A 15,266-nucleotide genomic window follows, 5' to 3' on the forward strand; every position below is an offset into this window, starting at 1 on the left:
GGTTCTAAGCATCCCCGCAAAAGGGATACCGAACCACGTCCCATTCACCTCACCGCTTGTAGAAGCGGGAGTACTCTTGGACGAATTTGGATAGAATTGAGCAGTCTCAACAAAAATTAAAATTAGGTGCAGATTATAAAGATCAAAATTTAGTTATCGCAACTCGTTTCGGTACTCTGATAGGACCTCGAAATCTTCTTAGGAGCTTCTACCGAATTATCAAACAAAACAAACTAACCAAGATTCGCTTTCATGATATCCGCCACACACGCTACGCTTATGTTGCAACAAGGCGAACATCCAAAAATTGTGAGCGGAACGACTTGGACATTCAAATAGCCGTGTCATCCTAGATATTTACAGTCATGTGTTACCAAACGTGCAAAAAGGAGCTGCGGATCGTTTTGACCAATTCCTCACAAAAGAAAACGATCTTCATTTAGTTAAAAACACTTTAGCAGACTAAAGGTTAGCATTTCGTTTGCAATTTGTGATCTCCTCTACTTTCTCAACAAAGCAAAAACCCTTGCATATGCAAGGGTTTGTTTTGGTGGAGCATAGCGGGATCGAACCGCTGACCTTCGCGCTGCCAGCGCGACGCTCTCCCAGCTGAGCTAATGCCCCATGTTGATAGCGATGCTTGATATTTTATATGATTTAAGCAGGGTTGTCAAGAAAGGGAGATTGGCCACTGCTCTATGATTTTATAAAAAATAATGATATTTTATAGGGATGGGAATGGAGGAGTAGGTTTTGAGTAAGCGATTGATTTATTTGATTTTGCTAAGTGTTGCGTTGATGTGGGGAACGACTTATGTGGGGTCTAAAGCTGTGCTTCATATGGTTCCACCAACAGTAGCAGCAATGATTCGATGGGGATTTGCAACGCTTTTTTTAGCTCCTCTCTATTTGGTCAGGAAGGTAGAGAAGCCAAGAGGTCGCGAATGGATCATGGTGGCTCTAGTAGGTATGCTGGGTGTGGGCCTGTACCAGGCTCTTTTTTTTGGTGGATTACATTATACTACCTCATCAGATGCAACGATGATTCTATCGGTTGGGAATCCTGGATTTACCGTTCTGTTCACCCTTCTATTTTTCCGACAACGTTTGAGCCAGAAGCAATTAATCGGGTTTACCATTGCTTTTATTGGGGCAATTCTCTTCTTCTCTACTTTACAGCAAACAAATCATGTTGATGCGGATCGTCTGATAGGCATTGGGTTCATGATCTTAACTGCTTGTTGTGGAGCATGGTATGCCATCTTAGCAGGGCGCTTGATGAAACGCTTTGATAGCCTCTTGATTAGTATAATCTGTACGTTTGCTGGTACATTGCTATTAACATTGATGGCACTTCCAGAACTGCAAAGCGTAAACTGGAAGCAGCTTCCGTGGCAATTTTGGCTTGTAGAAATCTTTTTAGGGCTATTTCCTAGTGCATTAGCTAACCTACTTTATTTTAAAGCAATAGAGCTTGTGGGTGCCTCACTAGCCATCTCAGTAAACTATTTGGTTCCCATTATCAGTTTGTGGCTTTCTTCCCTACTACTCAACGATACCATCACGTTGGTTCAAATAATGGGCTCATTGATTATGATTATCGGTGTCTGGTTGATCCAGCAACAGACAGAAGAGATCAATAATAGAAAATATAAGTCAGGATGAAACAGATAGATGGAATCCCCTTCCATCTATTCCTCAGAACAACTGATTAATCTATCTCAATAGGCGATAAACCATACAAAAATAGGGCTTTTCACTGATTCTTAACTACCTAAGTAATAGATGTATGGTTACTAATTTTTAAGTATAATGGTTTGGCTTGCTTTTAAAAAACGACCTTCTATGATGAAGATTGATCCATATAGCGAAAACGTTTCAATCGTTTAAAAATATAATTGACTTAAATAATATGTTATTATTTAATCAAATCAATAATATAATCTTGTCCATTCTATATTAAATTTTTCCTTTTCTGATAGGAAGGAGTTTTGCCGTTTGAAGAAAATATCCAGTTTGTTCGCCTCTTTTGTATTAATTGTGAGTCTACTTACGGTAACGCTCCCAAATCAAACAAATGCAGCGGGAAAGCCAAATTTTTTACTCCCCTTTCCCTGTAAAGAACAATGGGAAGGAAAGACCTATGCAATTCATAATAATAAGCCTTCTGTTGACTTCTATCTTGCTTTTTCTAAAGAGTTAAGTGATGGAACCAGAGTGGGGACAAAAGGGAAAACTGTAGTAGCTTCAGCAGCAGGGAAAGTTATCTATGCACAAAATATGACCCTGGCTTCTAATCAAGGTACAGGCTATGGAAATGTGGTTAAAATTGATCATGGTGATGGCTGGGTCTCACTCTACGCCCATTTGGACACGATTGATGTAAAAAATGGTGCTTCAGTCAAAGCAGGAGATAAAATTGGTACTGTAGGGAATACAACCCGTATTGGCAATCATATAACACCCCATCTCCATTTTGAACAGTTTTACAATGGCGTCTCTCAAGCTATGACGCTTGAAGGAAAGGGCGTTCCATACAGTTTTATGGGATCAGCTAAACCACATGGAACCGAAGGAAAAGATTGGTGGTATAAAACAGAAGATAAAATAGTCAAATTAGTCCAAGTCTATACAAGTTCTAACTGTGGAAATCAAGATACCTCCAGCAAACCTGAAGAGAAAGAGACGATAAAGAAACCAAAATCGAGCGAACCTATCGATACAACGCAAAACGATTATCAAGTAACAACCCTTAAAAAAGAAGAACCACTTAAAGCAACCGAGCAACCCAAAAAAGGGACTGAACAAAAAAGTGATGGAAAAGAGTACAAAGTAACTACATTTGAAGGTAAGCCACTCTCCATCCGCTCGGGCCCCGGTACCTCATATCCCATTGTAGGGACATTAAAAAATGGGGATAAAGTAAAAATAGAATGTCAGGTAAAAGGTCCTCGTGTTCATGAAGGATTTGATAACAACCTCTGGGATCGAATTGGTAAAGACCAATATGTCACCGATAGTTATGTTTACACAGGTTCTGACAATATGGTTGTACCTGAATGTAAGTAATGATCCATAAGAATTGCCACTTGAAAAGTTGATTTCTCGTTTTATCAGGTTGGTAAAACTTTATATCATTCGATTTGCGCATCAAAAATGATCGAACATAGAAAGAGTCGGACAAAAGAGGATCATCCTCTTTAGATGCCGACTCTTTTTTATGAAGTGAATCACCCATATCGTCTTGCTAATAAAACGAAAGAATAACCTAATGATCATGTGAAGGTGGCATTTCGAGTGCTACTTCGTGCACTGGAAGCTATAGTCTGTGGACAAACTGTTCAACTCTCCACAGGCTTATATGCTAGAGAAGGCAGTTTTTTGCCCAGCCACAAGGGTTATCAGCCAAACATCCTCGCAAATCTGGAGCAGAGCGTCGCCGTAAACCACGATCAGGAGTAGATCATGGACTCTTTCTACAAGCTAATTCTCATACTAGAAGTTAAAGATTTGATCAGCTAGAGAGATATCGCTGGTTTTTTTCCATCCTTTTATCCAATAGGGAATTGGCCATGAGATGAATCAAATTAATGATAAAAATAGCAGGGGCAGTAATAGCTATAATACCTGGAAAAGTGGTTTCAAACGTTAAAGCCAAAATTATTGCTGTGATCCCATTTTGTTGTCCAAAAGCTAGATAGACTCGATCCATCTTATCCATTCGCCTTGTTAGTAAGAGGACGACAATTATTTGTGCAAAGATCGCAGCCAATGCAACCCAAAGCCCATCTAATAGTTGCCATCCATTCACCATTAACATACCTAATAAAAAAGTGGCAATTGCTAATGAGCCATTGGAAAGATAGTCGATGAACTTCCCAAAAGCTGGACGTAAAAAGAGTCCAATCAAGGCGATTCCTAGCATCAACTGTGCATAAATGGCAAAGATGATAGAAAAAACGACCCACACATATTGAAAAGCTGGGTATCGATACGTCCCTTTCCAAATGAGATAAATCATTGCTGCAAACACAAAATTCCAAGCTACTAGAAGCAGTTGCTGTCCTAATAAGCCACTAGAGACTAACAGATTGCCCGTTTGATCATCTAGCTTCGTCGCAAATTGTAAAATGAATAAGGAAAGAATAACGGTAACCGGATCATCAAATGACGACCAAAATGCAAGTAGCGTGCGTGCTTTGCTTGACATCTTGCTTTTCCCCATTAAAGCAGCAACCGACAATGGATCAATCTGCGCTACAACTACACCTAACAATAGAAAAATCGGTTTCTTACTAAGCAGAAACAATAGACCACCAATCAAGATCACTTTTAGTAAAACACCGAAGACGATAACTTGTAGAATTTGTAAAACTTGTGCCCGATCCCTCACTTTTTCAATTTGATAGGTACTGCTATATAATCCAATTGCTAATAAGGTATAGATCAGAATTTGATACCAATCCGATTGTTGTGGATGATGAATATATAAAGCATTAGCAAAAAGAAATCCGAGCAACGCTAAAAAAAATAATAAGAATAGACGAATGAATATCATCTCCTACGACATAATTATCTAAAAATTCATTCAAAGAGGTTAGGTATGAAAAATCAGGCTCGAAGGCGTTATGTAGTCATAACGCTACTCTTTACCACTTGGATGGTTGGCTATCTAGATCGACTTGCGATCAATACAGCAATCATTCCAATTGCAAAAGAATTCTCACTCAATGAAGTAGAGTCAGGTCTCATCCTCAGTGCTTTTTTCCTTAGTTATACACTGATGCAACTCATTGGAGGTTGGTTAGCCGACCGTTTTGATGTCAGATGGTTAATCTTACTTTCAGTCATTGTCTGGTCTCTCTTTACAGGGTTGACTGGACTTGCTACCTCTTTTCTAGGTCTTATCCTCATCCGAATCTTATTTGGAGTTGGTGAAGGAACGTTCCCTTCCGCTAGCACAGTCATCATCATCCATCTGTTTCAACCGGACGAACGTGCGCGAGCCAAGACATCCGTACTCTCGGGTACAACGGCTGGCACATTACTAGGTACCTTTGTCTCCGCTTCATTGATTCTCTCAGTTGGATGGCGCGGGATGTTTTATTTGCTGGGCTTACTTGGTACCATTCTCGTTCTTTGCTTCTGCTTCATGTTTCAAGATATGAAACCACAATCGGTACCCCTAAAAAAACATGAACCCTACCCATTTCAACAAATCTTCCGCTCCCCAATGCTTGTCTACATTTTGAGTAGCTGGTTTTGTTGGAATATTGTTCTCTGGGGCATGAACTCTTGGATGCCTTCATACTGGGTTAAGGTTCGCGGTCTAAATCTCATGGAAATGGGTACCGTGTCCATCATACCAGCTTTAGCAGGGATGATCGGTATGATCGGCAGTGGATGGGTTTTGGATCGATGGTTAAAAGGGCGCGAATCTTTATTAGGCGCGGGAGCAGCGATCGTTGCTTGTATCTCTCTACTAGGTCTTCTCTTCGCAAATTCAGATTGGATTGCTCTACTTTTTCAAACAGTTGTTGCTTTTTGTGGTTCTTGTGTGAGTGCTACGATCTTTGTCTACCCCATTAAATATGTTGCCCAGCAAATTGCCGGCTCCGTGACAGGTCTGATCAACTTTGGCGGAATGGCAGCAGCGGCCATCTCTCCTACTATTTTTGGATACTTAGTAAAAATCACAGCAGGTTCTTATCAAGCTGGATTTCTTTTCTTTATGACCGCTGCATTTCTCTCTGGATTGAGCACTTGGTTGATTCGAACTGATCAAAGTCTCTTATTTCCCAATTCCACCGAAGAAAAACCATTAAAGGAGAGTTCATAACCTTCCGTCTATTCGATTGACAAAGTCGCATGATTCCTTGCTATAACTTTGCGGGGTCACTCTCTTGATACGTTTGGTTAACTGCTGTAACTAGATATTGATAGGCTTCTGGTTTTTGATTGGTACGATCCATATATTCATGAACGGTTTTTGCTTGTTTGGGGACAATGGCAAGAATCGCTTCCGAACGCTGTAAATCAATCTTTTGATCAGGGGCAAAGCGATAGATGACAAAATAGCGGATATCTGCTGTGGATGAGACTGTCCAGCGAAGACGAACTCCTTCTCTTGTTGAGCTTGTGGGCATGGCTTGCGGTGTAGGAGGATGTTGAGATAGGTTACCAAAAGGAGGTAGCAGTGCATAGTATCGAAAATAATCTTTCTTCAACTGTTCTTGAATCTGTAGTGGATTTTTGCTCAGGTCTTTTAGACTAAAAAAGAGGCTCCCTTTTACTTCTGGATGTGAGAGATTTTCATCCAATTGATGAGGGATTTCATTTCCATCTTTCCATTCTTCAATCCGATAGGCTGCCTGCCCAATCATAAGTTGTACAGAGACAGAATGAACTTGTTTTACCCACCATTGCAGTAACTTCTGATAATCGGCAGCCTTGTTTCCTATTTTCCAATATAATTGGGGAGCAACATAATCAACCCATTCTTTCTGTACCCATTTCCGTGTATCTGCATATAACGCGTCATAACTCTCTAGCCCTTTACTATCTGAACCGGCAGGGTCACTTGAACGATTGCGCCAAATTCCAAATGGACTGATACCAAAGCGAACACTTGCCCGCAGCTGCTTCATCCGCTTGGAAACTTCACTCACCAACTGGTTGACATTATCCCGGCGCCACTCTGCTCGATTTTTAAAATGACCTCCAAATTTTTTAAAGCTCTGATCATCAGGAAAAGACTCCCCTTTTACTGGATAGGGATAGAAATAATCATCAAAATGTACAGCATCAATCGCATAGTTTTGCATGACTTCTTCGATACTTTGAACGATATGCTGTCGAACTTCAGGTAAACCGGGATCATAGTAGAGCTTGCCACCATACCGAACTACCCAATTGGGATGTTTCCTTGCGGGGTGATTTGAAGCAAGCTCTGATGTCTTCTCCGTTAAGAGTACCCGATAAGGATTGAACCAAGCGTGAAACTCTATACAACGTTGATGGCATGCCTCTACCATAAACTGCAATGGGTCATAACCAGGGCTTTTCCCCTGAGTTCCTGTTAGATAAGTTGACCAAGGATTGATATGGGAAGGATAGAAGGCATCTGCCATCGGGCGAATTTGCACAGCGACTGCATTTAGCTTTAACGTTTGGCATAGATCGAGCAACTGTACAAACTCTTTTTGTTGCTCCTCTTTGCTCAATCCCGAACGTGAAGGCCAATCAATATTACTCACAGTTGCAATCCAAGCTCCCCGTAACCAACGTTTTACATAACGATCTACCATTTTCACACCACCACTCGCTAGATTTACATTCATACTATCGTACGAAATAAACAGCAAATTGTGTGGATTCATAGATGTTATTTATAATTTCTCGTACCAACCCTTTAGTTCCTGTAGTTTTCTACGTTTTTTTTCAATTCCTGTGCTAAAATGGTCATTTTGATTTCGCTCATCAAATCGCTCGGCAATTTCATACATCTCTACTCGAATTTGCTCTGGTGTGATTCCGTTAGGAAATTGAATCGAAGTTAATTGTTGTTCATTCAATTGTTCAAATAAGAGTACCGATGCTCGATAAAATGAAAATCTACGCGAAGGGACAAACGAAGCAATTGCGTCCTTCAGAAACTCTTCAAACCAACTAACTGCTTTTACTAAGTCAACCACAATTAAATACTCTAATAAGCAAGTAACCTCGTAAAGAAAAGTATAATCAATCATTTCGCGGCATTTTTGGTAATAGTTTGCTGCTTCATCTGCTCGTTTCTGCTCTAATAGCGGTAACAAAAAAGATGCATATGTAGCTTGCGGCACGCCTTGACAGCTTATTTGACCTGCAAAAATGGGTTTCGCCACTTCATATGCCTGATCAAATGCTTGATTTCGCAGAAGTGTATAGGCTTTACTATCCAACTCACAAGCGGAACAATCTGTCATCCCATCGTGAGCCGCTTGATCCCATAACTCAAAATAATGAGCCGCTTTTTCAATATCATCAGCATGTAGAGCATTAGAGCGTTGAAGCTTATAGTAAGAACGCAATCCATAGCCATTTTCAAGCAGACGCTTCCGATAATCTTCTAGTGATTCCTCGATTTTTTCTTTTTTGATTTCCGGGAAATCATGCAAATTCTCACATATCCATTTATAGTGCCAAAGAATACTGTGTGTATCTTCCCTATTCTCTTGTTTATCGTAATAGGATAGACACCAAGCGAAGGAGAGAATCGCTTTTTCGATCCTCCCTGACATGACTGCGGCATTGGTTAGATCCATTCTTGCATTATATGCTTCGCTTGAGCTCAAGTGTGCATCAGCAATTCGCACTGCTTCTTCTAATAAGGCTACTTTGCTATTCCCATATGGTAAATCCATTGCTTCATAGATTAAATCATAATATCGATCACGCATTGGCATCCATCCCTTTCTCAATAAGACGAATCAAACCATTGTTTAATAAATGTAATTCTTGTTGTCGCAACGGATAGTGCCCTAAAAGCAGTGACTGAATGTAAAGTACTTCTACAATCATTCGTTTCATTTCTTCATCTTCGCTTTTGATTGCCCGCTGAATGATGGGATTTTGGTAATTAAAGCAAAGCTGGGCAAGCTGACCAACTGTCTGATGACCGGACATCTGGCCAATAATCGATGAAAAAAGCTCGTTTGATTCCTCTTTCGTCTGCTCTACCGTCCGCCAAAATAAAGCTTCTTCGTTTGTCGTATAGAGAGCAGGCAATTCGTCTGGGTTAAATTTCTTGATTTCTGCTTTACAGAGATAAGGCTGTAAAACAATATTTGCAATGCGAATAAAATCATATACATGCCCGCGCTCCTCAAAGCTTAACTCCATAAATTGATCCGTAAATGTTGTTGGATTTACCCGCTTGATCTGAATTGTGGGGTCGATCATCGGTAACTTTTCGATCAGTTCCGTATCATGTACATAGGCAGTATTTACGACACAAAAAGATTGAGCCTTCGCTACCTGTGTGATTTGACGGAACTCATCAAGACTAGGTGTGTAGAAGATAGTGGGTGACTGTTCACGAATCTCTTTTAACTTCATCCGGCCAAATGAAGTTTCAAACGGTAACCAGTCAATAAAGAGCCGATACAGTTCGTTATCTTCTTTTGCCAAAGTTTTAATCGATTCATAATGAATCTGGATAATCTTCGCTAATAAATCAGGATCTTTTTCTACTAATTGAACTAGATAGCGTTTGATACAATCCCCTAATTCATTCCGAACCACGTCTAATAAGGGGTCTTCATAGAATTCTTCTCGAGAAGCAGTTGGTCTTAATTGGTTGACATTGATTACACCTTTGACAAAAAATGACCAACTGGGTAGAAGTTTATCTACTTTCTCAGAAAGCAGCATTTGTTTCACATAGACTCGGCTGGTCTGTTTGGCGTTTATTCTTACAGCATATGGCAAGATATAAGCAACACCGTGCGCTTCACCTACAGTAGAACGAAGGGGAATCGCATCTAAGTAATCTTCTTCATAACGCTGACGCCCATAAGCTAATGCTTGATCAATTGTCATCTCCCATGGGGCTAACTCAGCATTAAGACGATGGGAATCTCTCGTATCCGAAAAATGAATTGGGTATGGTAGAAACTCTCCATAATACTCGCAGAGCTGCTTGACTTGATCAACCCGGAAGTAATGTTCATAGCCTGATTTTGCTTGTAAATAGATTCGCGTTCCTGGTCTCATTTCGGAGTCAACTTTTTCAATCGTATAACTTCCATCAGGCTTCCCTCTCCATTTTACAGTCTGCTCACTTTTTACAGAGCGTGTAAGCAAGACAATCTCATCGCTCACAATAAAACAAGAGAGTAACCCTACACCAAAACGTCCAATGTAATCGTCCCCATCTTCACCACGTTTAGAGGTTTGTCCGATTTGCGAAAGAAAATAATGAACCTCTTCTTCTGATAAACCGAGCCCGTTATCTTCAATAAAAATAGTAGGATTCTCACCAGCATAGACTTCTACATTGATTTTCCCATCATATGCTGGTTCTACTTTATGCCGTGCTGTAATCGCATCTACTGCATTTTGTAACAATTCACGTATAAAAACATGAGGTGTACTATATAAATGATTTGATAATAAATCAATCATTCCCTTTAAATTAACTTTAAAATGAAATTGATCCATAAGTTATCGCGCTCCGTTTCGTGCTGATAATTACTAATTGTAATTGTATTATACAAACAATAATCCAACTAGTCATTTTATTCTTATGTGTGAATTTAATTTAATTGAGATAAAAAATAAGTAGTAGGCCTCGGTTTCTAGCATCCCTTTTCATCACATCAACTTCTCACCACTCATGTTACGTTTTTTCTTCCATTCATTTCTTCACTAGCTGTCTTTTATAAATCGAACTCCAGGATGCCAACACTAAAAAATAAAATGATTCATCACACCTAGATATTTCCCTTCTACTAATACCAAGCTCTATCACCCAAATATAAGAATATCAGTTAATCACTAACATAACTATGGGGTTATTGCATAATACAGCTTAAAGTTTTCTAACCCTTAACCAGCAAAGATGATCGATAGAATCCCCAAAATATGTTTTGTCCTCAAACAACTCAAAGGAGAATAACAATGGAATTAGCGGTGAAGTGGATGGAATATGGTTCGATATTTCCCTTGGGAATACTTTCACTGCAAGAACTATGGGTTGAGTCTGCTAAGATAAGATTGATATTTGCAAGACTCACTTCATGTGTAGTCATTCAACGTAACATCAATGCTTTCCTGAGCGTGTTCCCTACTGGTTCTTCATCTTTGAAATAATTCACGATAAAATCTCGAAATACGATTGCTGCTCGTGATAAATATCGATTTTCCCGCCAAGTGATACGAAAAATTCTTTCACCGATCGGATCAACAATCGGCAATTTGACTAAGTTTAACTCCTCCTCACTTCTACAACCACCAATAATAGCGACACCAAATCCAGAACGAACAAGATCGATGATACTCGCAGGATCCTCAGTTTCACATACCATCTTCGGGCGAAATCCGACGTGGGCACATAAGCGATCATTCATTAACCGTAATGGAGAATTTTCTTTATATCCAACAAAAGCTTCTTCTGACACTTCACTAAGATGAATCGATTTGCGATTTGCATATTTATGTCCATGCGGTACAACAAGGTAGAGTTTTTCCCGTACCAATGGAATCTCAATGAATCCCTCTTGATAAATTGGCATTGAAGTTAAATAGAAGTCTACCTCTCTCTTTAATTCTAAGTTCTCAAAATCCTCAATAGATAATTGAAACATATGGAAATTTACCTCACTATGTTCAGCTAAGAAGATCTGCAATGGTTTTCTCATCTGTTCCATATTCATCATTGCTAAGTGAATACGACCTTGCTTTAATCCAGATAGATCTTCTATTTCCCGTCTCCCTTCTTCGAGTAAATGCATGGCAGCCTTCGCTTTTGCTTCAAAAGCTTTACCAAAAGGATTTAAACGAATTTGTCGTCCTTGACGTTCAAATAATGGTACACCTAAATCCTCTTCCAGCCGATGAATTGTTCTACTCAATGCCGGCTGGGATACATGAAGTTCTTGTGCAGCATTCGTCATATGTTCTAATTTAGCAACGGTCAAAAAATATTTAAGTTGAAGTAGTTCCATTGTTCCTCTCCTTTCATTACATTCAGTATATAAATATATAGCAAAAGAAGTATTTTTTATTATCTATTTACATTTATATAATTGATTGAACAAGCAACATACTAAAATAAGAAGTTAATCGTATAAAGGAGCTGATAAAAATGAAAGCAGTGGCATTTCATTCACCTGGCACTCCAGACGTATTGCAAGTGATGGACTTCGATGCTCCAATCCCAACAGCAGGACAAGTTCGAGTAAAAGTAAAAGCAGCAGGTGTACAGCCTATTGACTGTACAATTCGTAGAGAAGGCATCAGCCCTCCAGGAATGAAAATCGACTACCCTCAAATACTTGGAAATGAATTTGCTGGTACCATTGATATGGTTGGCGAGGGAGTTGAGGAATTTTCAGTTGGTAACGAGGTGATTGGTTGGGCACTTCTGTCTAGTTATGCTGAATATGTAGTCGTACCGACATCTCAACTCGTTAGAAAGCCTAAAAATATGCCATGGAAAGAAGCTGGTGTGCTCACTGCTTCTGGGCAAACTGCCCATACTGCATTAGAGGAGCTGAAAGTCAGTGCAGGAGAAACCGTTCTCATACACGCAGCCGCTGGTGGAGTTGGAACATTCGCAGTACAAATAGCGAAGGCTTGGGGAGCAAATGTAATCGGCACTGCCAGTCCACGTAACCATGACTACTTGCGATCCTTAGGAGTGATTCCAGTTACATATGGAGAAGGACTTGTTGATCGAGTTCGCAAATTAGCTCCCAAAGGAGTTGATGTATCCTTTGACGCAGCAGGAAAAAACGCATTAGAGCCCTCTATGAAGCTTGTCCAAAACAAAAAAAGAATTGGCACAATCGTTGATTTCGATCTTGCAAAAGAGCTAGGAGTTGTATGCATCTTCAATAAACGTAGTATTGTAAGGTTACATGAGCTTACCCAATTGTACGAAAAAGGGTTACTTCGAATCTTCATATCAAAATCATTTTCAATCCACCAAGCTGCCGAAGCTCACAGAGCTGTGGAGACGGGTCACGTTCGCGGAAAGGTTGTTCTTGAAATAGAGTAAATCAATCTATAGCGTAAAAATTATCGCCCTCAATCAAGAGCGATAATTGCTATCATCTACTTAAACTATACACATTTCTTCAAATCACAAACCTTCTTGATTGAGACTCCTCACGCTTAAAAGCGTGGGATTCTTGGGTAGTTTGCGCACTCCATTCATTTCTGCTTCGTGCAACTCCCAAGCTAGGGGCTGTCCCATCAGCCCATCCCATGCAGTTCTACAACTTCTGTTGCATGTATCTACATGGGCGGCGTACCTGTTACCAGTACGCTAGTTTCGGTTCCATCACTCACTCTTATGGTTTTACCAAGCGGGAGAGATGGGTTCGTCGCTTGAACCTCATACCATCACGTACACAGGAACAAAGCCTGCTACAAGCAGGATGAGCACCGCTCATGTGTTCGATTATACAAAAAATGGTTGCTCTTAGCAATCCCTTGAAAGGGATTGCTAAGAGCAACGCCATCTTTCATCCCACTATTCAAACCGTGGCTTTCAGCTGGCAGATTTCTGTAAATAGATATCGTTCTACGTATAGAGGTGGCACGCAACCCAATGATTTGGTGTATCTTCTATCTCCGTTGGATCAACTTCTGCACAGATTTTCATCGCATGTGGACATCGAGTTCGAAAAGGGCAACCACTAGGTGGATCAATTGGATTGGGCACCTCACCAGAGAGAAGCACACGCTTTGGCTGTCTAGCCTGCCTTGGGTCTGGGACAGGAATGGATGAAAGCAATGCTTGTGTATAGGGATGTAAGGGGCGACGATATAATTCATCACTGGCTGCTAGTTCTACCAGTCGACCTAGATACATCACGCCTACTCGATCACTAATATACTTAACCATCGATAAATCATGAGCAATAAATAGATAGGTCAAGTCTTGTTCTTGTTGGAGTTTGCGCAGCAGATTCACGACTTGTGCTTGAATCGATACATCTAGTGCGGAAATGGGCTCATCAGCCACGATAAATTCCGGTTCCACAGCAAGAGCACGTGCAATGCCAATGCGCTGTCGCTGTCCTCCACTAAACTCATGAGGGAAACGACTTGCATGGTCAGATTGAAGCCCAACTTGCTCTAGGCGCTGGTATACCATTTCACGCTTCTGTTTGCCACTTGCTAATTGATGGATCTCCATTCCTTCAGCCACAATATCCATTACGGTCATACGAGGATTTAGCGATGCATAAGGGTCTTGGAAAACCATCTGTACCTTTTGACGGAAATGCTGCTGCTTTTTCCCTTTTAGTTGGTGGATATCTTGATCTCGATATCGAATTGTGCCACTTGTAGGTGTATACAAGCCAAGTATTAACCGACCTATTGTAGACTTTCCACACCCAGATTCTCCTACTAACCCGAATGTCTCTCCCTTTCGAATCGAAAATGATAGCTCCTTCACAGCTTGTAGCTGTTTTTTCCGACTCAATGAAAATACCTTTGAAACCTGATTTACGGTAAGGATTGATTGATTTGCCATCTACTCATCACCCCCCGCTCGGTTCTCATGTTCTTTTGAAGCCATCGGATGTTCTAACCAGCAAGCAACCTGATGCGTGCTAGAACAAGCAGTAAGTTCTGGTGGGGTTTGATCACAAATGACCATAGCCTGCAAGCAGCGATTCACATAGGGACATGCTTTAGGAGGATGCAGCAGATCAGGAGGCGAACCTGGGATCGCAACGAGCGATTCTTCTCTTGATTGTTTTAACTGTGGCAAAGAGCGTAGCAATCCCCAAGTATAAGGATGTTTTGTATGCTGAAATAGTTCATCGACGGTTCCATGCTCCACGATTTTCCCCGCATACATCACCATTACTCGATCAGCCACCTCTGCTACAATCCCTAAGTCATGCGTAATCAAGAGTAAAGCCATGCCCATTTTTTCCTGGATCGATTTTAATAGCTCCATAATCTGCGCCTGAATCGTTACATCAAGAGCGGTCGTAGGCTCATCAGCGATTAAAAGCTTTGGATCACCAGCAAGAGCGATCGCGATCATGACGCGTTGCCTCATTCCTCCAGATAGCTGATGTGGATACTGCTTCAAGCGTAGGTGTGGATTTGAAATCCCCACAAGTGAAAGCAATTCTTCTGCACGTTTTTTTGCCAACCGCTTATTCAAATGAAGATGTTTTCGTAAGCCCTCCATCAATTGCTGACCAATGGTCATGGTCGGATTTAACGAGGTCATCGGGTCTTGAAAAATCATCGCAATCTGGGAACCGCGGATCGATTCCATCTTTACTTCGGTGAGCTGGGTCAAATCTTGCTGTTCGTATCGAATCTCTCCCTGAACAATTTTTGCAGTGCTTGGCAAAAGGCGCATAATCGTCTGTGCAGTTACACTCTTCCCACAGCCTGACTCCCCTACTATTGCAAGTGTCTCCCCTGGCTTCACTGCAAAGTGAATTCCCCGTACTGCCTGGATTTCCCCCTGATAGCTATGAAAAGAGACATGCAGGTTATTTACTGTTAATAATGGTGTCATCATACCC

11 protein-coding genes and 1 tRNA gene are annotated in these 15,266 nt (G+C 40.8%); 4 read left to right on the top strand and 8 right to left on the bottom strand.

The genetic code is table 11. From position 1 onward, the window contains the following. Nucleotides 1-548 precede the first annotated feature (548 nt). A tRNA-Ala gene (locus BUB71_RS09585) sits at nucleotides 549-624 on the bottom strand. A 129-nt stretch (nucleotides 625-753) separates the two neighbouring features. On the opposite strand from BUB71_RS09585, the gene BUB71_RS09590 reads away from it, so the two are divergent. Further along, nucleotides 754-1,665, top strand: coding sequence for a DMT family transporter (locus BUB71_RS09590; RefSeq protein ID WP_073154634.1), 912 nt, complete (start codon nucleotides 754-756; stop codon nucleotides 1,663-1,665). Nucleotides 1,666-1,998: 333 nt separating this feature from the next. Further along, nucleotides 1,999-3,069 carry a M23 family metallopeptidase gene (locus BUB71_RS09595; protein ID WP_073154635.1) on the top strand — a complete coding sequence of 357 codons (1,071 nt, stop codon included), beginning with the start codon at nucleotides 1,999-2,001 and terminating at the stop codon, nucleotides 3,067-3,069. Between the two features lie 445 nt (nucleotides 3,070-3,514). Here the strand turns inward: BUB71_RS09595 and BUB71_RS09600 are convergent, their stop codons facing one another. After that, on the bottom strand, nucleotides 3,515-4,558 hold the full coding sequence (locus BUB71_RS09600; protein WP_073154636.1) for a cation:proton antiporter domain-containing protein: 1,044 nt from the start codon (nucleotides 4,556-4,558) through the stop codon (nucleotides 3,515-3,517). A gap of 45 nt (nucleotides 4,559-4,603) precedes the next feature. Between BUB71_RS09600 and BUB71_RS09605 the strand changes: the two genes are divergently transcribed. Then, complete coding sequence (locus BUB71_RS09605) at nucleotides 4,604-5,839, top strand: MFS transporter (protein ID WP_073154637.1); 1,236 nt, start codon at nucleotides 4,604-4,606, stop codon at nucleotides 5,837-5,839. Nucleotides 5,840-5,879: 40 nt separating this feature from the next. Here the strand turns inward: BUB71_RS09605 and BUB71_RS09610 are convergent, their stop codons facing one another. The 4 genes from BUB71_RS09610 to BUB71_RS09625 form a co-directional block, all read right to left on the bottom strand. Further along, a complete protein-coding gene (locus BUB71_RS09610) occupies nucleotides 5,880-7,307 on the bottom strand; it encodes a glycoside hydrolase family 10-like protein (protein WP_175552331.1) in 1,428 nt (475 codons plus the stop codon). An 81-nt stretch (nucleotides 7,308-7,388) separates the two neighbouring features. Further along, on the bottom strand, nucleotides 7,389-8,438 hold the full coding sequence (locus tag BUB71_RS09615) for a hypothetical protein (RefSeq protein ID WP_073154638.1): 1,050 nt from the start codon (nucleotides 8,436-8,438) through the stop codon (nucleotides 7,389-7,391). After that, the gene (locus BUB71_RS09620) at nucleotides 8,431-10,200 is read right to left on the bottom strand and encodes an HSP90 family protein (protein WP_073154639.1); all 1,770 of its coding nucleotides are present in this window, start codon (nucleotides 10,198-10,200) and stop codon (nucleotides 8,431-8,433) included. The genes BUB71_RS09615 and BUB71_RS09620 overlap by 8 nt, the downstream gene beginning before the upstream one ends. Before the next feature lie 590 nt (nucleotides 10,201-10,790). Further along, a complete protein-coding gene (locus BUB71_RS09625) occupies nucleotides 10,791-11,705 on the bottom strand; it encodes a LysR family transcriptional regulator (protein ID WP_073154640.1) in 915 nt (304 codons plus the stop codon). A gap of 140 nt (nucleotides 11,706-11,845) precedes the next feature. Between BUB71_RS09625 and BUB71_RS09630 the strand changes: the two genes are divergently transcribed. Next, nucleotides 11,846-12,760 (top strand): NADP-dependent oxidoreductase, encoded by a 915-nt coding sequence (locus tag BUB71_RS09630; protein ID WP_073154641.1) that lies wholly within the window; start codon nucleotides 11,846-11,848, stop codon nucleotides 12,758-12,760. Between the two features lie 528 nt (nucleotides 12,761-13,288). On the opposite strand, the gene BUB71_RS09635 is transcribed toward BUB71_RS09630, so the two are convergent. Both BUB71_RS09635 and BUB71_RS09640 read right to left on the bottom strand, forming a co-directional pair. Then, entirely contained in the window at nucleotides 13,289-14,248 is a 960-nt protein-coding gene (locus BUB71_RS09635) for an ABC transporter ATP-binding protein (protein WP_073154642.1), read from the bottom strand. Continuing rightward, nucleotides 14,249-15,259, bottom strand: a complete 1,011-nt coding sequence (locus tag BUB71_RS09640; protein ID WP_073154643.1) for an ABC transporter ATP-binding protein — start codon at nucleotides 15,257-15,259, stop codon at nucleotides 14,249-14,251. It abuts the gene before it with no gap. Nucleotides 15,260-15,266: the final 7 nt, after the last annotated feature.

Origin of the sequence: Seinonella peptonophila, from assembly GCF_900129355.1 — a bacterium.
In the GTDB taxonomy this organism is placed as follows: Bacteria; Bacillota; Bacilli; order Thermoactinomycetales; family Thermoactinomycetaceae; genus Seinonella; species Seinonella peptonophila.

What these genes read in the sequence shown, in the direction of transcription:
- BUB71_RS09600 (WP_073154636.1), bottom strand. Translation starts at nt 4,558, where the DNA reads ATGATATTCATTCGTCTATTCTTATTATTTTTTTTAGCGTTGCTCGGA.
- BUB71_RS09605 (WP_073154637.1), top strand. Translation starts at nt 4,604, where the DNA reads ATGAAAAATCAGGCTCGAAGGCGTTATGTAGTCATAACGCTACTCTTT.
- BUB71_RS09610 (WP_175552331.1), bottom strand. Translation starts at nt 7,307, where the DNA reads ATGGTAGATCGTTATGTAAAACGTTGGTTACGGGGAGCTTGGATTGCA.
- BUB71_RS09615 (WP_073154638.1), bottom strand. Translation starts at nt 8,438, where the DNA reads ATGCGTGATCGATATTATGATTTAATCTATGAAGCAATGGATTTACCA.
- BUB71_RS09620 (WP_073154639.1), bottom strand. Translation starts at nt 10,200, where the DNA reads ATGGATCAATTTCATTTTAAAGTTAATTTAAAGGGAATGATTGATTTA.
- BUB71_RS09625 (WP_073154640.1), bottom strand. Translation starts at nt 11,705, where the DNA reads ATGGAACTACTTCAACTTAAATATTTTTTGACCGTTGCTAAATTAGAA.
- BUB71_RS09630 (WP_073154641.1), top strand. Translation starts at nt 11,846, where the DNA reads ATGAAAGCAGTGGCATTTCATTCACCTGGCACTCCAGACGTATTGCAA.
- BUB71_RS09635 (WP_073154642.1), bottom strand. Translation starts at nt 14,248, where the DNA reads ATGGCAAATCAATCAATCCTTACCGTAAATCAGGTTTCAAAGGTATTT.
- BUB71_RS09640 (WP_073154643.1), bottom strand. Translation starts at nt 15,259, where the DNA reads ATGACACCATTATTAACAGTAAATAACCTGCATGTCTCTTTTCATAGC.